The sequence below is a fragment of the Streptomyces sp. NPDC086777 genome (assembly GCF_040702065.1).
GTDB lineage: Bacteria > Actinomycetota > Actinomycetes > Streptomycetales > Streptomycetaceae > Streptomyces.
In genome coordinates this window covers 1-19,315 of the sequence record NZ_JBFBJI010000033.1, presented here as the reverse complement: position 1 = coordinate 19,315, position 19,315 = coordinate 1, and the positions used below count along the sequence as shown (strand labels likewise).

Sequence of the window (19,315 nt, the reverse complement as noted above, 5' to 3'; positions counted from 1 at the left end):
CCCAGTCTGCACGGCGGCCCGCCTCCTACTCCCAGCGGAACCAGCGGGCGGCGCCCGCCGTCAGCAGGATCGTCCACAGGGCAAGGACGCCCAGGTGCTCCCAGCCGGGCCAGTGGCCGGCCGCGGCCCGGTCCAGGGCGCGGGCCGCCGCGCCGAACGGGGTCAGCTGGACGACGCGGGCCATGGTGTGCGGCATCTCCCGCACCGGGATCCACACGCCCGCGCAGAACATCATCGGGAAGAACACCGCCGATCCGATCGCGCCCGCGATCTTCGTGGTGCGGGACAGCGCCGAGACGACCGAGCCGAGGGCGAGCGCGGCCGTGGCCGCGAGCAGCAGGGCCAGCAGGTATCCGCCGGGCTGCTTCGGCAGCCGCACGTCGAAGGCGAGCCGGCCGACGAGGAGCGCCAGCAGCGCCGAGCCGAGGGCGACCGTGCCCTGCACGGCCATCTGCGCGGACAGCAGCGCGGAGGGCCGTACGGGGGTGAGCCGCATCCGGCGCAGGATGCCCCGCTCCCGGTGGCCGGTGAGCGCCTGGGGCAGGGTCTGCACCCCCGCCATGATCAGGGCGATCAGCACGGCGACGGGGACGTACGCGTCGACCGGGCGCAGCCCGCCCAGGGACTTGTCGGCCTCCCGGAAGGAGGGGATGGAGCCGAGGATCACCAGCAGCAGCGTCGGGAACAGGAAGACCCAGAAGACGGCGCCGGGTTCGCGGCGGAACAGCCGGAACTCGGTGCGCAGGACGGCGGTGTTCATGCTGCTGCCTCCTTCGTCAGGTCGAGGAACGCGTCGTCGAGGGTGGCGTCCACGACGCGGAGCTGGTGGGCGGTGATGCGGTGCCGGGCGAGCAGGGTGATGACGGCGTTGACGGTCTCGTCGGTGCCGGAGAGCGTGATCCGGCCGTCCTTGCGCTCGACCGAGGCGAGGGCGGGGAGGGCGGCGAGGTCGTGGTCGTCCAGGGGTGCGGACGGGGTGAAGCTGATGACGGTGGCGCCGGCGCTGCGGCGGATCAGTCCGGCCGGGGTGTCGAGGGCGGCCACCCGCCCCTTGTCGATCACCGCGATCCGGTCGCAGAGCCGCTGCGCCTCCTCCATGAAGTGGGTGACGAGCAGGACGGTGACGCCGCGGTCGCGGACGTCCTCGATCAGCTGCCAGGTGTCCCGCCGGGCCCGTGGATCCAGCCCGGTGGTCAGCTCGTCGAGGACGACGACCCGCGGGTTCCCGATCAACGCCAGTGCGATGAAGAGCCGTTGTTTCTGGCCGCCCGACAGCTTGCCGAACCGGGTGGCGAGCTTGTCGGTGAGCCCGAGGCGCTCGGCGAGCGGCGGCCAGTCGAGCGGGTCCGGATAGAAGGAGGCGTACAGCTCGAGGGCCTCGCGGACGGTGAGCTTGGGCTGCAGCTCGCTCTCCTGGAGCTGGGCGCCGAGGACGCGGGCGACCTCGTCGTGGTCGGCGACGGGGTCGAGCCCGGTGACCCGGACCCGCCCCGCGTCGGGCACCCGCAGTCCCTCCACGCACTCCACGGTGGTGGTCTTGCCGGCGCCGTTCGGCCCGAGGATCCCGAAGATCTCGCCCTCCTCGACGGCGAGACTCACCCCGTCCACGACGGCCCGGCCGCCGTAGGACTTGCGCAGGTCTGTCACTTCGATGACGGTTGGCATGTTCCGAGGGTCGCGTCCGCCCCGGGTCCGCCGCATCGGCCGCCTCGCTCGAACCGCCGTCAACCGATCGGCTGATGCCGCGGATCCACCTGTACGACCTTTCGAACGCCCAGGTCGTAGGACCGGCGGCCGATCCCGGTCCGGCCAAAACTCGGTGGGCGTTGTCAGTGCCGATCCGTAGGCTCGCTCCTGATGCCTCCGACACGTGCAACCACCAAGGACCGGTCCGCCGTCCGCACCCTGCTGCGTCTGTGGCCGTACGTACGGCCGGTGCGGGTGCGGTTGTCCGTCGCCGCGTTCGTGGCGATCGTCGCCTCCTGTACGGGGCTCGTGATCCCCCTCGTCCTCAAGTGGATGGTGGACGGGCCGGTGGCCGACCGCGACCCGGCCGGGGTGTGGCTCGGCGCGCTGTACCTGCTGCTGCTCGGCATCGCGGAAGCACTCCTCTTCGGTCTGCGCCGCTGGCTGGTCGCCAGACCGCTCTCGCGCGTCGAGGCGGGGATGCGGGCGGACCTGTACGGCCATCTCCAGCGCCTGCCGGTCGCCTTCCACGACCGGTGGGCCTCCGGCCAGCTGCTCTCCCGGGCCACCACCGACCTGATGCTGCTCCGCATGTTCCTCGCCTTCCCGCTGACCTTCCTCCTGGTGAACGGGGTGACGATCCTCGTCGGTGTGCTGATCATGCTGGCCCAGGACTGGACGCTGGGGCTGGTCATCCTCGGTCCCACGATTCCGGTGATCTGGACCTGCGTGATCTTCGAGAAGCGGTACGCGGGGGTGGCGCGGCTCGCCCAGGACCAGGTCGGCGACCTGACGACGGTGGTCGAGGAGAGCGTGCTCGGCATCCGCATCATCAAGGGCTTCGGCCGCCACCGCAGCCAGGCGCACGCGTTCCGCGAACTGGTGCGGACCCTGCGGGGCACGGAGCTGCGCAAGGCGCGGATGCTGGCGATGATCTGGGGCGTCATCGTGACGCTGCCGGAGGTGGCGATCGGGGCCGCGCTGCTGTGGGGTTCGATCCAGGTCGCGGACGGCGAGCTGAGCGCGGGGACGCTGGTGGCGTTCCTGTCGACGGCGCTGGCGCTGAGGTGGCCGGTGGAGTCGATCGGCTTCCTCCTGGCGATGAGCCAGGAGGCCGCCACTGCCACGGAGCGGTACTTCGAGGTGCGGGACGCGCTGGAGGAGGGCGCCGATTCGTCGTCGGGTGCGGGTGCGTGGGGGCTGGGCGCGCAGTCCCCCGCGCCCCTTACGGGGAGCTGCGCCGAGGCGCCCCAAAGGGGCGCGGGGAACTGCGCGACCGGCCACGACGGCGCCGCACCCGACGACGGACCGGCCCCCGAACCCGACGGCATCCGCTTCGAGAACGTGCAGTTCCGTTACCCCGACGCCGCCCCCGATTCCGCCCCGACGCTGGAACTCGTCGACCTGCACATCCGCCCCGGCGAGTCCATGGCCCTCGTCGGTGCCACCGGCAGCGGCAAGACCACCCTCACCGCCCTCATCCCCCGCCTGCACGAGGCCACTTCGGGGCGGATCACCCTCGACGGCGTGGACATCACCGCCATGCCCCGCGAGGAACTCCGCTCGCTCGTCGCCGTCGCCTTCGAGGAGCCCACCCTCTTCTCCGCCTCCGTCGGCGAGAACGTGCTCATGGGAGCCGGCGAGGGCGCCGGGGAGCCGGAGCTGTCACGCGCCCTCGCCGTCGCCCAGGCCGACTTCGCGCACGCCCTCCCGCAGGGCACCGCGACGCGGGTCGGCGAGCAGGGCCTCAGCCTCTCCGGCGGCCAGCGGCAGCGCCTCGCGCTCGCGCGGGCGGTCGTCGGCCGCCCCCGCTTCCTCGTGCTGGACGACCCGCTCTCCGCGCTGGACGTGCACACGGAGGCCGCCGTGGAGGCGGCGCTGCGCGACGTGCTCGCCGACACCACCGCGCTGATCGTCGCCCACCGCCCCTCCACCGTCCTGCTCGCCGACCGCGTCGCCCTGCTCTCCGGCGGCCGGGTCACCGCCGTCGGCACGCACCACGAACTCCTGCGCACCAACGCCGAGTACGCCCACCTGATGTCCGGGGAGGATCACCGCCGATGACCGCAGCCACCTCCCTGCCCGCCCCCGACGAGGACGACGAGCGCCCGCACCCGGACCCGGCCGGCACGGCCGGCGTCGACCCGTTCGACCGGGACGTCCTGCCCACCCCGCCCGGCGCCACGGCCACCCTGCTGCGTTCGCTCCTCGCCCCCATGAGGGCGCGGGTCGCCGTCACCACGCTGCTCCTGCTGCTCCAGCAGGCGGCGGTCCAGGCGGGCCCGCTGCTGGTGGCCTACGCCATCGACACGGCCGTACCGGCGTTCCGCCGCCACGACCACGGCCCGCTGTTCGCGGTCGCGGCCGGGTACGGCCTGAGCGCGGTGCTCTCCGGCGGCCTCCAGTACGCGTTCGTCAAGGCCTCCGCCCGCGTCAACCAGGACGTCCTGCTCGACCTGCGCGGCCGCATATTCCGGCACGCGCAGGCGCTGAGCCTCGACTTCCACGAGCGCTACACGTCGGGGCGGCTCATCTCCCGCTCCACCACGGACGTCGAGTCGCTGCGCGAGCTGCTGGCCGAGGGCCTCCAGGAGCTGGTCACGGTCATCCTCTCCTTCCTCTACATCTCGGCGATGCTGCTCTGGCTGGACCCTGGCCTCGGCGCGGTCGCGGTGGCCAGCTTCGTGCCGCTGTACCTGCTCGTGCGGCAGTACCAGCGGCGCGCGGTCCGGGTGTACAAGGCGCGGTCCACGGCGATCGCGGCGGTGATCGTGAAGTTCGTGGAGACGATGAACGGCATCCGCCCGGTGCGCGCGTTCCGCCGGGAGGCCGCCAACGACGCCGAGTTCGCGGTGCTGAACCACCGCCACGAGCGGACCAACGGCGACGCGCTGCTGGAGATGGCGCGGTACGTGGTGGGCTCCCGGCTGGTCGCCAACACCTCGGTCGCGGTGATCGTGCTGTGGGGCGCCTACCGGGTGGCGTCCGGCTCGCTGGAGCTGGGCGTGCTGGCCGCGGCCGTCCTCTACCTGCGGCGGCTGTACGACCCGATCGACCGCCTCGGCATGTTCCTCAACTCCTACCAGTCGGCCGCGGCCTCCCTGGAGAAGATCGCGGGCCTGCTGGCCCAGACCCCGACCGTGCCGGAGCCCTCGGTCCCGAAGGAACTGCCCCCGCCGGCGAGCGAGCTCCCCGGCCGCGAGGTCGCCTTCGACGGTGTCCGCTTCGCCTACCGCACCGGCGGCGAGGTGCTGCCCGTCTTCGACCTCACCCTCCCGGCCGGGCAGACGGTCGCGGTCGTCGGCTCCACCGGCGCCGGCAAGTCGACGCTCGCCAAGCTGCTGGCCCGCTTCTACGACCCCTCCGCCGGGCGGGTCCTCCTGGACGGCGTGGACCTGCGCGACCTGACCGTGCCGGAGCTGCGCCGCGGGGTGGTGATGGTCACCCAGGAGGCGTTCCTGTTCTCCGGCACGGTCGCCGAGAACATCGCCATCGGCCGCCCGGACGCCACCCGTGCGGAGATCGAGCAGGCGGCCAAGGCGATCGGCGCCCACGAGTTCATCGCCGCGCTGCCCGACGGGTACGACACGGACGTCCGCAAGCGCGGCGGGCGCATCTCGGCCGGGCAGCGCCAGCTGGTCGCGTTCGCCCGTGCCCTGCTCGCCGACCCGGCGGTGCTGATCCTCGACGAGGCGACCAGCTCCCTGGACATCCCCGGGGAACGGGCCGTGCAGCGCGCGATGTCGACGGTCCTCAAGGGCCGTACGGCGGTGGTGATCGCGCACCGGCTGTCCACCGTGGAGATCGCCGACCGGGTGCTGGTGATGGAGCACGGCCGCATCGTCGAGGACGGCCGCCCGGCCGAACTCATCGCGGGCACGGGCCGGTTCGCGGATCTGCACCGGGCGTGGCGGGACAGTCTGGCCTAGGCCGGGAGCAGGCGGGGGCAGACGCGAGAACGGGGGTCGCAGGGTGATCGACGCGTACGAGGATCCGGGCACGCCCGACACGCGCGGCGGGTGGTCCTACCTGTGGTGGCTGGTGACCTGCCAGCGGGGCCGCTCGCTCGCCGGGGCGCTGCTGGGCAGTGTCTGGCTGACGCTGATGGCGGGGACGCCGTACCTGATGTCCCGGGCCGTGGACGACGGCCTGGTGCCGGGCCGCATGGGGGTGCTGGCCGGGTGGACGGCGGCGATCTTCGTGCTCGGGGCGGTCAACGCCTGGGTCAGCATCATGCGCCACCGCACCATGACCCGGGTGCGGATGGACGCCTACTTCCGCACGGTCAAGGTGCTCGTGGGACAGACGGTGCGGCTCGGCGCCGAGCTGCCGCGCCGGTCCGACGCCGGGGAGGTCGTGACGATCGGCGTCGGCGACGTGCACACCATCGCCCAGGCGCTGACCGTCGTCGGCCCCGGGGTGGGCGCGGTCGTCGTGTACGGGGTGGTGGCCGGGCTCCTGCTGACGATCTCGCCCCTGCTGGCGGGCGTGGTGCTGCTCGGGGTGCCGGTGGTGGCGCTCGTCGCGGGCCCGCCGGCCCGGCGGCTGCAGGGCAGGGAGACCGAGTACCGCGAGCGCCAGAGCGTCCTGACGGCCCGTATCGGCGACCTCGCGGGCGGCCTGCGCGTCCTCAACGGGCTCGGTGGCAAGGGCCTGTTCGCCGACGCCTTCCGCCGCGACTCCCAGCACCTGCGCGCCCAGGGCTACCGGGTGGGCGAGGTCGCCAGCTGGGTCCAGGCGCTGGGCATGGGCCTGCCGACGGTGTTCCTGGCGGTGGTGACCTGGATCGCCGCCCGGATGGCCGCGCGCGGCGACATCACGGTCGGCCAGCTGGTGTCGGTGTACGGCTATGCCGCGGTCCTGGTCGGGCCGGTGGCCTTCTTCCTCGACATGGGCTACCAGCTCAGCCGCGGCGTGGTGGCCGCCCGCCGGGTCGTCCGCCTCCTGCGCCACGAGCCGCTGCCGGACACCGGCTCCGCACCGGCCCCGACCGAGCCGTCCGCCCTCCACGATCCCGACTCGGGCGTACTGGTCCGCCCCGGCCGCCTGACGGCCCTGGTGAGCGCCAGCCCGACGGAGGCAGGAGCGGTGGTGGACCGCCTTGGCCGCTACACCCCCTCGGACGTGACCTGGGGAGGAGTACGACTGGACGCCGTCCCCCTCCCGGAAGTACGCACCCGCATCCTGGTGGCCGACAACGATGCCGATCTGTTCGCGGGCCCCCTGCGCAGTGCGCTGAGCGCCGGCGAAACGCGCCCCTTGGGGGCGCTGGGGGTACCCCCGGCCGAAGGCCGGGGGAGGAACTGTGCGACCAGCCACGACGGCGCCGCACCCGCCGACGCGCCCCAAGGCACGAGCCACAACGCGCCCCAACGGCACGCAGGGAACTACGCGAGCAACCCCGACGCACCCGCACCCGCCGACGCACCTCCCGGCGCACCCCCTGACGCGCGCCTCGCCCAAGCCCTGCACGCGGCCGCGGCGAACGACATCGTCCGCGCCCTCCCCCACGGCCTCGACTCCGAACTCACCGCCCAGGCCCGCAACCTCTCCGGCGGTCAACGCCAACGCATCCGGCTGGCGCGGGCGTTGCTCACCGACCCCGAGGTCCTCCTCGCCGTGGAACCCACCTCCGCCCTCGACGCGCACACCGAGGCCCTCGTGGCGGAGCGCCTCCGCACCGCCCGCGCCGGCCGCACCACCCTCGTCACCACCACCTCGCCGCTGCTGCTGGCCCACGCCGACGAGGTGGTCTTCCTGGTCGGCGGCAGGGTCGCCGCGACCGGCACGCACGAGGGCCTGCTGGACCGCACACCCGGCTACCGCGCCCTCGTGGCCCGGGACACGGAGGACGAGGAGTTCGCAAGGTGACGACCAGCCGGCTCCCGGTCGCCGGCCGTGCCGACGTACGCCGGGCCACTTTCCGCCTGGTGCGGGCGGACCGCGGCCCCTTCGCCGCCGCGCTGCTGCTGAACGCGGCGGCGGCCGGCACCGGCCTCGTCGGCCCCTGGCTGGTGGGCCGGATCGTGGACGAGGTCCGGGCCGGCCGCGGGGTCGGCGCCGTGGACCACCTCGCCCGGTGGATCCTGCTCTGCTCCCTCGCCGAGCTGCTGTTCGCCCGCACCGCCCGCTATCTCGGCCACCGCTTCGGCGAGCGCACGCTGGCCCGGGTCCGCGAGGAGTTCGTGGACCGGGCACTGGCGCTGCCCGCGTCCGCGGTGGAGCGGGCCGGCACCGGCGACCTGACCGCGCGCGGCACGGGCGACGTGAGCACCGTCGGCACCACCCTGCGGGACGCCGGTCCCGAACTGCTGGTCTGCACGGTTCAGGCGCTGTTCGTGATGGGCGCGGTGTTCGCCCTCGACCCGCTGCTCGCCGCGTTCGGGGTGCTCGGGCTGACCCCCGTCTGGTTCGCGCTGCGCTGGTACCTGCGCCGGGCCCGGGACGGCTATCTCGCCGAGGGCGCGGCCACCTCCGGGGTCGCCGAGATCGTCACGGCGACGGTGGCGGGCGCCCGCACGGTGGAGGCCTTCCGGCTCCAGGAGCAGCGGATCACGGCGAGCCGGGACGCCCTGGAGACCAACCGGAAGGCCCGAGTCCACACTCTGTGGCTGCGGACCGTGTTCTTTCCGGCCGTCGAGGTGTCGTACTCCGTGCCGGTGGCCGGGGTGCTGCTGGTCGGCGGGCTGCTGCACGCGGGCGTCGGGGTGGTGGTGTCGGCGGCGCTGTATCTGCGGCAGTTCACCGAACCGCTGGACCAGATTCTGATGCGGGTGGAGCAACTCCAGTCCAGCAGTGCCTCGTTCGCCCGGGTGGAGGGGCTGGCGCGGGCCCCGCGGGCGGTACCGGACGGGGCGGCGCCGACGCCCGCGGACGACCGGATCGACGTGCGCGGGGTGCGGTACGCCTACGAGCGCGGCGGCGAGGTGCTGCGCGGGGTGGACCTCACGGTGCGGCCCGGCGAGCGGCTCGCGGTGGTGGGGCCGTCCGGCGCCGGGAAGACGACGCTGAGCCGGCTGCTGGCGGGCGTCGAGGCGCCCGGGTCGGGCACGGTGACCGTGGGCGGGGTGCCGGTCGCCGGGCTGGCACCGGAGCGGCTGCGGCGCCAGGTCGTCCTGGTCACCCAGGAGCACCACGTCTTCCTCGGCACGGTCCGGGACAACCTGCTGATCGCCGAACCGGCCGCCACCGACGCCGACCTGTGGGCGGCGCTGACCGCGGTCGGCGCCGACGACTGGGTGCGCGGACTGCCCGGCGGCCTCGACACCCCGCTCGGCACGGGCGGCACGGCCACCGACGGCTCCCGGGCGCAGCAACTCGCGCTGGCCCGGGTGGTGCTGGCCGACCCGCACACGCTGATCCTGGACGAGGCGACCGCGCTGCTGGACCCGACCACCGCCCGGCACACCGAGCGTGCGCTGGCCGCCGTGCTCGAAGGCCGTACGGTCATCGCCATCGCGCACCGGCTGCACACCGCTCACGACGCCGACCGGGTGGCCGTGATGGAGGACGGCCTCCTCACCGAACTCGGCACGCACGAGGAGCTGGTGGCGGCGGGCGGGGCGTACGCGGCGCTGTGGGCGACCTGGCACGGGGACACGGCGCCCTGAGCGGTCGCGGGCCCCGTGCTGCCGGGCGTCCTCGGCACCTCCTCAACAATCCGCATACCGAACATGAACATCCGGACAACGGACGATTTCCGGCCAAGTTTCTGACGCGGTCCTGACAGGTGGCGTTTTCTGCTGCCACTCTTCCCACGGCCGACTCACAGCAACCCCACAGCTTCATCCCCACCGTCGCTGCCGGGTCCGGCACTGCACACGCACATGGTTCCGCGTTCCGCCAAGTTCTGCCCGGCCGGCCCACCCGCCGTCCGGATCTCCCCTGGCCGTGTGACCCGCGGCCACGCAGAAGGAGTCAGTGTTGAGAAGCAGTTCCTCTCGCAGACGCACCCCCCACAGCACGTACCGCCGCACCGCGGCCGTCGCCCTCGCCGGGGTCGGCGCCCTGATCGCCGCCGCCGTCCAGTCGGGCGCCGCCAGCGCCGCTCCGGCCGCGCCGCAGCTCGGCCGGGCCAACCCGGCCCACGCGGCGGTCAAGCTCTCCCCCTCGCAGCGCGCCGAACTGCTCCGCGACGCGAGCGGCGAACGGGCCGCCACCGCCAAGGCGATAGGCCTCGGCGCCCAGGAGAAGCTGGTCGTCAAGGACGTCGTCAAGGACGCCGACGGCACCCTGCACACCCGCTACGAGCGCACCTACGCCGGCCTGCCGGTGCTCGGCGGCGACCTGATCGTCGACAGCGCGAAGTCCGGTGCCACCGAGCGCGTCATCAAGGCGAACAACGCCACGCTCAAGGTCGCCGACCTCACCCCGGCCAGGACCGCGGCGAGCGCCGAGAAGACCGCCCTCACCGCGGCGAAGACGCTGGGCTCCACCAAGTCGGCCGCCGACGGCGCCCGCAAGGTGATCTGGGCCGGCTCCGGCACCCCCGTCCTCGCCTACGAGACGGTCGTCGGCGGCTTCCAGGACGACGGCACCCCCAACCAGCTGCACGTCATCACCGACGCCGCCACCGGCAAGAAGCTCTTCCAGTACCAGGGCATCGAGAACGTCACCGGCACCGGCAACACCCAGTACAGCGGGACGGTGTCGCTGTCGACGACCCAGTCGGGCTCGACGTACACGCTGACCGACGGCGACCGCGGCGGCCACAAGACGTACAACCTGAACCACGGCACCTCCGGCACCGGCACGCTGTTCTCCCAGTCGAGCAACACCTGGGGCAACGGCACCACGTCGAACGCCGCCACCGCGGGCGCCGACGCGCACTACGGGGCCGCCGAGACCTGGGACTTCTACAAGAACACCTTCGGGCGCAGCGGCATCAAGAACAACGGCGTCGGCGCCTACTCCCGCGTCCACTACGGCAACTCGTACGTGAACGCGTTCTGGGACGACGGCTGCTTCTGCATGACGTACGGCGACGGCTCCGGCAACGCGGACCCGCTGACCGCGCTCGACGTGGCCGGCCACGAGATGAGCCACGGCGTCACCTCGAACACCGCCGGCCTCAACTACAGCGGCGAGTCCGGCGGCCTGAACGAGGCCACCTCCGACATCTTCGGCACCGGGGTGGAGTTCTACGCGGCGAACTCCTCCGACGTCGGCGACTACCTCATCGGCGAGAAGATCGACATCAACGGCGACGGCACCCCGCTGCGCTACATGGACCAGCCCAGCAAGGACGGCGGCAGCGCCGACTACTGGTCCTCGTCGGTCGGCGGCCTCGACGTGCACTACTCGTCCGGCGTCGCGAACCACTTCTTCTACCTGCTGAGCGAGGGCAGCGGCGCCAAGGTCATCAACGGCGTCAGCTACAACTCGCCCACGAAGGACGGCCTTCCGGTCACCGGCATCGGCCGGGACAAGGCGCTGCAGATCTGGTACCGGGCGCTCACCACCAAGTTCACCTCGACCACCAACTACGCGGCCGCGCGCACCGGCAGCCTCGCGGCGGCGGGCGAGCTGTACGGCACCACCAGCACCGAGTACAAGGCGGTGCAGGACGCCTGGGCGGCCGTCGCGGTCGGCTCGCGGTCCGGCGGCGGTGGCGGCACGGGCACGTCGTACGAGAGCACCACGCCTGTGTCGATTCCGGACAACGGGCCCGCGGTCACCTCGTCGATCACGGTCTCCGGCCGGACCGGGAACGCCCCGAACAACTTGCAGGTAACGCCGAATATCAGCCACACGTGGCGCGGCGACCTGGTGATCGACCTGGTCGGTCCGTCCGGGACGTCGTACCGGCTGAAGAACTTCAGCTCCTCCGACTCCGCGGACGACGTGACGGACACCTACACGGTGAACGCCTCGTCGGAATCGGCCAATGGCACCTGGAAGCTCAAGGTCCAGGACCAGGCCGCGCAGGACGTCGGCACGATCAACGGGTGGAAGCTGACCTTCCCGTAACCGCAGGTAACAGACGCGCGCACCGGGCGCCGTCCACGGGGGACCTCCCCGCGGGCGGCGCCCTTTTTACATGCCCGCAACGTTCACCCAACAGCTGCTTTTCGGCCAACATCACTTCAGGGGACTGACATGTACGCGACCTTGATGTCACTCTTCCTTCACCCGTCGCACAGCACAGCAACTTCACAACCCCACAGCCGGGCCAGTACCCCACTCCGCCCCGGACTCCCCACATCCTGAAGGAGCTTGAGTGAGCCCCCTCTACGCGCGTCACAAGCGCACCACGCTCGCCATCGCCACCGCTGTCGCCGCCGGCGCCCTCCTCACCACTGGTATGACCGCGAACGCCTCGGCCGTCGACAAGCAGCCGCTGGCCGCCGCCCCCACCCTGCTCTCCAACTCCGCCCGCACCGCCCTGATCCAGAAGGCGGACGCGAACGTCGCCGAGACGGCCCAGCAGATAGGCCTCGGCACGAAGGAGAAGCTGGTCGTCAAGGACGTCGTCAAGGACGTCGACGGCACGGTCCACACGCGCTACGAGCGCACCTACGCGGGCCTGCCCGTCCTCGGCGGCGACATCGTCGTGCACACCTCCAAGGCCGGCAAGACCGAGGGCGTCACCAAGGCGACCAAGGCGACCATCAAGGTGGCCTCGCTGAAGCCGCAGCTCAGCGTCGCCAAGGCGGAGAAGGCGGCCCTCACCGCCGCCAGGACCCTGGGCTCCACCAAGTCGGCCGCCGACGGCGCCCGCAAGGTGATCTGGGCCGGCTCCGGCACCCCCGTCCTCGCCTACGAGACGGTCGTCGGCGGCTTCCAGGACGACGGCACCCCCAACCAGCTGCACGTCATCACCGACGCCGCCAGCGGCAAGAAGCTCTTCGAGTACCAGGGCATCGAGAACGCCACCGGCACCGGCAAGAGCCTCTACTCCGGCACCGTCAGCCTGAGCACGAACCTGTCGGGCTCGACGTACCAGCTGTACGACACCACGCGCGGCGGCCACAAGACGTACAACCTGGCCCGCGGCACCTCCGGCACCGGCACGCTGTTCACCGACGCCGACAACACCTGGGGCACCGGCACGGCCTCCAGCTCCTCCACGGACCAGACGGCCGCCGTGGACGCCGCCTACGGCGCCCAGGAGACGTGGGACTTCTACAAGAACACCTTCGGGCGCAACGGCATCAAGAACAACGGCGTCGCCGCCTACTCCCGCGTCCACTACAGCAGCAACTACGTCAACGCGTTCTGGGACGACAGCTGCTTCTGCATGACCTACGGCGACGGCTCCAGCAACACCCACCCGCTGACCTCGCTGGACGTGGCCGGCCACGAGATGAGCCACGGCGTCACCTCGAACACCGCCGGCCTCAACTACAGCGGCGAGTCCGGCGGCCTGAACGAGGCCACCTCCGACATCTTCGGCACCGGCGTCGAGTTCTACGCCAACAACGCCTCGGACCCCGGTGACTACCTCATCGGCGAGAAGCTCAACATCAACGGCGACGGCACCCCGCTGCGCTACATGGACCAGCCCAGCAAGGACGGCGCCTCCGCCAACTACTGGTCCTCGTCGGTGAAGAACCTGGACGTGCACTACTCGTCCGGCGTCGCGAACCACTTCTTCTACCTCCTCTCGGAGGGCAGCGGTTCGAAGACCATCAACGGCGTCAGCTACAACTCGCCGACGTACAACGGCTCCACGGTCACGGGCATCGGCCGGGACAAGGCCCTGCAGATCTGGTACAAGGCCCTGACCACGTACTTCACGTCGACCACCAACTACAAGTCGGCCCGCACCGGCACGCTGTCCGCGGCGGCCGCGCTGTACGGCTCCGGCTCGACCGAGTACAACGCGGTGGCGGCGGCCTGGACCGCGGTCAACGTCACGGCGTGACGCGCTAGCGGAACGCTCGGGCGGGCCCCCGGGACGAAGCCGTCCCGGGGGCCCGCCCTACCCTCTGTCCCATGTCCTTCACGTACGAGGCGGTCGGCGCCACCCGCGACAACCTCGCCGCCTGCCCACCGGGCTTCCACCCCCTGCACGTGCGCACGCGCATAGGCGAGGGCCAGGAAGTCTTCCGCCGGGCCGCCGACGCGGTCCTCACCTGGGAACTCCACCGCGCCCTCGGTGTGGGCATCGACACCGCCGCCGACCGCGCGGCCCCCGGCGTCGACGTCACCGTCACCCTGGCCGGCCTCATCAAGGCCCCCTGCCGAATAGTCTGGACCGCGGAGGAGGCCCGCCGCGCGGGCTGGGCCTACGGCACCCTCGCCGGCCACCCCGAAAGCGGCGAGGAGGCCTTCGTCGTCGACCGCACCGGCGACGGCACGGTCTGGCTCACGGTCGCCGCCTTCAGCAGACCCGCCAAGTGGTACACCCGCGCCGGCGGCGCCGCGACCCGCGGCCTGCAGCAGGCGTACGCCCGCAGATGCGGCGCCGTACTACGCCGCCTGTGCGCGGACGCGGAACCGGAGTTCTGACGCGACCGCGACGGGCGGCCCCTGCCGGACGGACGTGAGGGCGAGCGGAGACCGCCCGCCCTCGGAGCACCCCTCAGGACCTCAGCGCATCAGCACCCCGGCACCCGTCACCGCCCCTTCCACCGGCACCACCACCAGGCCCAGTTCCGCGCCGGAAGCCAGTAGGCGGTGGGTGGGGAGGATGCGGACCGTGTAGCCGTAGGGGCCCGTGCGGTCCAGGGAGAGGGGGCCCTCGTAGGTCCAGTGGCCCTCCAGGTCGGGGCCGGAGACCGGCTTGAGGGGCACCGTGGTCGCGTCCGTGATGCGGTCCTCCGGGTCGACGCGGCCGGAGACGGCCTGGACCTCCACGTCGTCGGGGGCGAGGTCGCCGAGGCGGACGCGGACCCGGACGGCGAGGGTGGTGCCGAGTTCGGCGGTGGGCGTGACGGTGGCCGTCTCGACGTGGTCCACCGAGACGCCGTGCCAGGCGGCCCGCACCCTGCCCTTCCAGGCGGAGAGTTCACGGGCCGTGTCCGGGGTCATGGACCGGTGGGCGTGGGCCGCCGGGGTGTAGAGGCGCTCCACGTACTCCCGGACCATGCGGCCCGCCAGCACCTTGGGACCGAGCAGGGTGAGGGTCTGGCGGACCATCTCGATCCAGCGGTCCGGCAGACCGCTGCGGCCGCGCTCGTAGAAGCGCGGGGTGACCCGCTGTTCGAGGAGGTCGTACAGCGCGGCGGCCTCGATGTCGTCCCGGCGGTCGGGATCGGTGCCGGCGCCGTCCGCCGTCGGGATCGCCCAGCCGAAGTCCGGCTGGAACCACTCGTCCCACCAGCCGTCCAGGACCGACAGGTTCAGGCCGCCGTTGAGGGCCGCCTTCATGCCACTGGTCCCGCACGCCTCCAGGGGGCGCAGCGGGTTGTTGAGCCAGATGTCGCAGCCGGGCAGCAGCTTCTGCGCCATCGCCATGCCGTAGTCGGGCAGGAAGACGACGCGGTGCCGGACGCGCGGGTCGTCGGTGAAGCGGACCAGTTCCTGGACCAGCCGCTTGCCGCCGTCATCGGCCGGGTGCGCCTTGCCCGCCACCACGATCTGGATCGGCCGCTCGGGGTGGAGCAGGAGGTCCATCAGCCGGTCACGGTCGCGCAGCATGAGCGTGAGGCGCTTGTACGAGGGGACGCGCCGGGCGAACCCGATGGTCAGGACGTCGGGGTCGAGGGCGTTGTCGATCCAGCCCAGCTCGGCGGTACCGGCGCCGCGCTGCCGCCAGGACGCCCGCAGCCGCTCCCGCACCTCCAGCACCAGTTGCTCGCGCAGGCTGCGGCGCAGCTCCCAGATCGTCTGGTCGGCGACCTCGGCGACGGCGTCCCAGCGTTCCGGGCCTCCGACCGTCAGCGCCTCCTCGGTACGGCGGTCGCCCAGCTGCCGGGCACCGAGCCGGACCACCTCGGGGGCCACCCAGGTCGGGGCGTGCACGCCGTTCGTCACCGAGGTGATCGGCACCTCGTCGGGGTCGAAGCCCGGCCACAGCCCGGAGAACATCTCCCGGCTGACGTTGCCGTGCAGCAGCGAGACCCCGTTGGCGCGCTGGGCGAGCCGCAGCCCCATCACGGCCATGTTGAACAGGTTGGGCTCGCCGCCGGGGTAGGTCTCCATGCCGAGCCGCAGGATGTGCTCGACCCCGATCCCGGGGAGTTCGGCGTCGGCACCGAAGTGGTGGGCGACCAGCTCGCGGTCGAAGCGGTCGATGCCGGCCGGGACGGGGGTGTGGGTCGTGAAGACCGTGCCCGCGCGGACCGCCTCCAGGGCGGCGTCGAAGTCCAGCCCGGCGCGGACCAGTTCGGCGATCCGCTCCAGGCCCAGGAAGCCGGCGTGCCCCTCGTTGGTGTGGAAGACCTCGGGCTCGGGGTGGCCGGTCAGCCGGCAGTACGTCCGCACCGCCCGTACACCCCCTATCCCGAGCAGCATCTCCTGGAGCAGCCGGTGCTCGCTGCCGCCGCCGTAGAGCCGGTCGGTGACCCCGCGTTCGCCGGTGTCGTTCTCCTCGACGTCCGAATCCAGCATCAGCAGCGGCACCCTGCCGACCTGGGCCAGCCAGATTCGGGCGCGCAGCAGTCTGCCGCCGGGCAGCGCGAGGGAGACGTGCGCCGGGGTGCCGTCGGCCTCCTTCAACAGGGCCACGGGGAGTTCGTTGGGGTCGAGGACGGGATAGTGCTCCTGCTGCCAGCCGTCCCGGGACAGGGTCTGCCGGAAGTAGCCGTGCCGGTAGAGCAGGCCGACGCCGATCAGCGGCACGCCGAGGTCGCTGGCCGACTTGAGGTGGTCGCCGGCCAGGATGCCGAGGCCGCCCGAGTACTGCGGCAGGGCGGCCGTGATCCCGAACTCGGGTGAGAAGTACGCGACGGCGGCCGGGAGTTCGGCCGTCTGCGGACGGGTCTGGTACCAGCGGTCGCCGGTCACGTAGTCGCTCAGGTCGTCGGCGGCAGCGGTCAGCCGGCGCAGGAACCGGCGGTCCCCGGCCAGTTCGGCGAGGCGCGCCGGCGGCACACTGCCGAGCAGCCGCACCGGGTCGCCCTCGGAGGCGGCCCAGCGCTCGGGGTCGACGGCCTGGAAGAGGTCGCGGGTCTCGGCGTGCCAGGACCAGCGCAGGTTACGGGCCAGGTCGCTGAGGGGGCGGAGGGGGTCGGGGAGAACGGGACGGACGGTGAACCGACGGATCGCCTTCACATTCCACCTCGTGCAGTTCGCAAGGGGAGCCGTACAACCCTGTGCGGCTCGGCGTCGGTCCGACAGTACCGGTGCGGGGGGTGGCACCGGGGGTTGCCGCCCCCAGACCCCCACTTCGGCCTGATCGGCCTCGTCCTCACCGGACGGGCCGGAGGTGGTGGGGACCGGCCATTGTCCCGAGGCTCCCGGCGGGCCGGAGGCGGGGCGGACCGGGGTGTGGCCCCGGAGGCCTTCTTGTCGGCTTTCGCCCCGTACGAGACCCTGCCCCCCTGAGCCGAGGAGGGGGACTCACAGCCATGGCACGGACGTACAGCCGGTGGCTGCGTCTGGTGGGGGGCGTGACCGCGGTCGTGACGGCCGCGGTGCTGTCGACGGCCACCCTGCCCGCGCACGCCCTACCGGAGGGAACCGTCGTCGGCGCCGGCCGGGCCGGTTCGGTCGGCGGGAGCTATCTGGTGACGCTCGACGCGGGAATCAAGGGGGCGTCGGCGGCCGGGAGGGACGTCGCCGCCCGGTATGGGGCGAAAATAAGCCATACTTACGGCGCCGTGCTGAACGGCTACGCCGTCGAAGCAAGCGCTGCACAGGCCAGGCGGCTCGCCGCGGACCCGCGGGTCGCCTCCGTCGTCCAGGACAGCCGGGTGCAACTGGTGCGCACCCGCGAGAACACGCGGCAGAACATCCGGAAGAACATCCAGAAGAACCCGCCGTCCTGGGGGCTGGACCGCGTCGACCAGGCAGGACTCCCGCTGAACAGGTCGTTCGTCTCGCCGGGTTCGGGGGGCGCGGGCGTCACCGTGTACGTGATCGACACCGGTGTCCGCATCACCGACACCGACTTCGGCGGACGTGCGGGCTACGGCTGGGACTTCGTCGGGAACGACGGGTCCGCCGGCGACGGCAACGGGCACGGCAGTCATGTCGCCGGCATCATCGCCGGTACCAGGTACGGCGTCGCCAAGAAGGCCCGGCTGGTCTCCGTGCGGGTCCTGGACGACACCGGGTCGGGCACCACCGCCCAGGTCATCGCCGGTGTCGACTGGGTCACCGCGCACGCCCGCAGGCCGGCGGTCGCCAACCTCAGCCTGGGCGGCTACCACAGCCCCCCACTGGACGCCGCCGTACGGAACTCGATCAGGGCGGGCGTGACCTACACGGTCGCCGCCGGCAACGGCGGCGTCCCGGCCGCCCGTTACTCGCCGGCCGACGTGCCGCAGGCCCTCACCGTCGGCGCCACCGACCGCACCGACGCCCGCGCGGGCTTCTCCGACTACGGTTCCGCGGTCGACCTGTTCGCCCCGGGGGTGGCGATCACCTCGGACTCGAACGCGAGCGACACCGCCAGCGCGACCTACTCGGGTACGTCGATGGCGGCACCGCACGTCGCGGGCGCCGCGGCCCTCTATCTCGCCGGGCACCGCGGGGCGACCCCCGCTCAGGTCGCCGACGCCCTGATTGCGAGGGCGGCGAGCGGGAAGGTGTCGGATGCGGGGCACGGGTCGCCCAACAGGCTGCTGCGGGTGCCGGAGACGTAAAGCGGTTTCCGGTACGCGATCACGCCACCGGCCCCGTTCGCCGTGAACGGGGCCGGTCTTGTGCGTAGACATACGGCTGAGTAGTTAACAAAGTGCCGGATTGCCCACCCGAATAGGGTGGGAAGGCTCCTCCGGTACACCCCACAGACACAGCACTGACACCAGGCAGCGGTACAACACCAGGTACACCCCGCAGGACCCACCTCCCCACCACCCATCCGCCCACACCCACGTTGCCGCGGACAGGAGCGGTCATGCCCGCCACGCACCAACCGTCAGCACCTCCGACCCGGCGCCCGTCCCCCGGCGCGCCACCCCCCGCGGACGAGGCCACCGCCGTCGGCCGCATACCCGTCCTCGACGTCCGCCCGCTGGTCCAGCAGGGGCGCCGGCCCGCCAAGGCGGTCACCGGGGAGTCGTTCGAGGTCACCGCCACCGTCTTCCGCGAGGGCCACGACGCCGTCGCCGCCAACGTCGTACTGAAGGATCCGAAGGGCCGACCCGGCCCCTGGACCCCGATGCGGGAGCTGGCCCCCGGCACGGACCGCTGGGGCGCCACGGTGACCGTCGACGGGAAACCGGGCCGCTGGACCTACCAGGTCGAGGCATGGGGGGATCCGGTCGCCACCTGGCGCCACCACGCGCAGATCAAGATTCCCGCGGGCATCGACACCGAACTGGTCCTGGAGGAGGGCGCCCGGCTCTACGAACGGGCCGCCGCCGCCGTCCCGAAGGCAAAAAAACGGGAAATCCTGCTGACCGCGGCCGCCGCCCTCCGCGACGAGGAACGGCCCGCGCCCTGGCGCCTGGCCGCCGCCCTCAGCCCGGAGGCGGAGAAGGTCCTGGCGCGGTATCCGGTGCGGGAGTTGGTGACGGTCTCGGAGCCGCTGCCGTTGCTGGTGGAGCGTGAACGGGCGCTGTTCGGCTCGTGGTAC

12 protein-coding genes are annotated in these 19,315 nt (G+C 72.5%); 9 read left to right on the top strand and 3 right to left on the bottom strand.

The window, feature by feature from the left end; translation table 11 throughout:
• Positions 1 to 25: 25 nt before the first annotated feature.
• Together AB0472_RS34555 and AB0472_RS34550 are read right to left on the bottom strand one after the other, a co-directional pair.
• Positions 26 to 760, bottom strand: coding sequence for an ABC transporter permease (locus tag AB0472_RS34555; protein WP_366362436.1), 735 nt, complete (start codon positions 758 to 760; stop codon positions 26 to 28).
• Positions 757 to 1,665 (bottom strand): ABC transporter ATP-binding protein, encoded by a 909-nt coding sequence (locus AB0472_RS34550; protein ID WP_366362434.1) that lies wholly within the window; start codon positions 1,663 to 1,665, stop codon positions 757 to 759. The genes AB0472_RS34555 and AB0472_RS34550 overlap by 4 nt, the downstream gene beginning before the upstream one ends.
• A gap of 192 nt (positions 1,666 to 1,857) precedes the next feature.
• Between AB0472_RS34550 and AB0472_RS34545 the strand changes: the two genes are divergently transcribed.
• From AB0472_RS34545 to AB0472_RS34515, 7 genes are all read left to right on the top strand, one after another.
• The gene (locus AB0472_RS34545; protein WP_366362432.1) at positions 1,858 to 3,750 is read left to right on the top strand and encodes an ABC transporter ATP-binding protein; all 1,893 of its coding nucleotides are present in this window, start codon (positions 1,858 to 1,860) and stop codon (positions 3,748 to 3,750) included.
• The gene (locus tag AB0472_RS34540; protein ID WP_366362430.1) at positions 3,747 to 5,615 is read left to right on the top strand and encodes an ABC transporter ATP-binding protein; all 1,869 of its coding nucleotides are present in this window, start codon (positions 3,747 to 3,749) and stop codon (positions 5,613 to 5,615) included. Before AB0472_RS34545 ends, AB0472_RS34540 begins: the two co-directional genes overlap by 4 nt.
• Before the next feature lie 43 nt (positions 5,616 to 5,658).
• On the top strand, positions 5,659 to 7,557 hold the full coding sequence (locus tag AB0472_RS34535) for an ABC transporter ATP-binding protein (protein ID WP_366362429.1): 1,899 nt from the start codon (positions 5,659 to 5,661) through the stop codon (positions 7,555 to 7,557).
• Positions 7,554 to 9,296, top strand: coding sequence for an ABC transporter ATP-binding protein (locus AB0472_RS34530; protein ID WP_366362428.1), 1,743 nt, complete (start codon positions 7,554 to 7,556; stop codon positions 9,294 to 9,296). Before AB0472_RS34535 ends, AB0472_RS34530 begins: the two co-directional genes overlap by 4 nt.
• A 313-nt stretch (positions 9,297 to 9,609) precedes the next feature.
• Positions 9,610 to 11,655, top strand: a complete 2,046-nt coding sequence (locus AB0472_RS34525) for a M4 family metallopeptidase (protein ID WP_366362426.1) — start codon at positions 9,610 to 9,612, stop codon at positions 11,653 to 11,655.
• Between the two features lie 250 nt (positions 11,656 to 11,905).
• Positions 11,906 to 13,552: a M4 family metallopeptidase gene (locus AB0472_RS34520; protein ID WP_366362424.1), complete on the top strand. Its 1,647-nt coding sequence runs from the start codon at positions 11,906 to 11,908 to the stop codon at positions 13,550 to 13,552.
• A 71-nt stretch (positions 13,553 to 13,623) separates the two neighbouring features.
• A complete protein-coding gene (locus AB0472_RS34515) occupies positions 13,624 to 14,139 on the top strand; it encodes a DUF1990 domain-containing protein (protein WP_366362422.1) in 516 nt (171 codons plus the stop codon).
• Between the two features lie 81 nt (positions 14,140 to 14,220).
• Here the strand turns inward: AB0472_RS34515 and AB0472_RS34510 are convergent, their stop codons facing one another.
• On the bottom strand, positions 14,221 to 16,845 hold the full coding sequence (locus AB0472_RS34510; RefSeq protein ID WP_366362420.1) for a glycosyltransferase family 1 protein: 2,625 nt from the start codon (positions 16,843 to 16,845) through the stop codon (positions 14,221 to 14,223).
• A gap of 296 nt (positions 16,846 to 17,141) precedes the next feature.
• Here AB0472_RS34510 and AB0472_RS34505 point away from each other — a divergent pair, with 296 nt between their 5' ends.
• Both AB0472_RS34505 and AB0472_RS34500 read left to right on the top strand, forming a co-directional pair.
• Positions 17,142 to 18,380 carry a S8 family peptidase gene (locus AB0472_RS34505; RefSeq protein WP_366362418.1) on the top strand — a complete coding sequence of 413 codons (1,239 nt, stop codon included), beginning with the start codon at positions 17,142 to 17,144 and terminating at the stop codon, positions 18,378 to 18,380.
• Between the two features lie 254 nt (positions 18,381 to 18,634).
• Positions 18,635 to 19,315 (top strand): maltotransferase domain-containing protein (locus tag AB0472_RS34500; protein ID WP_366362416.1); only part of this gene is annotated, 681 nt, incomplete at its 3' end.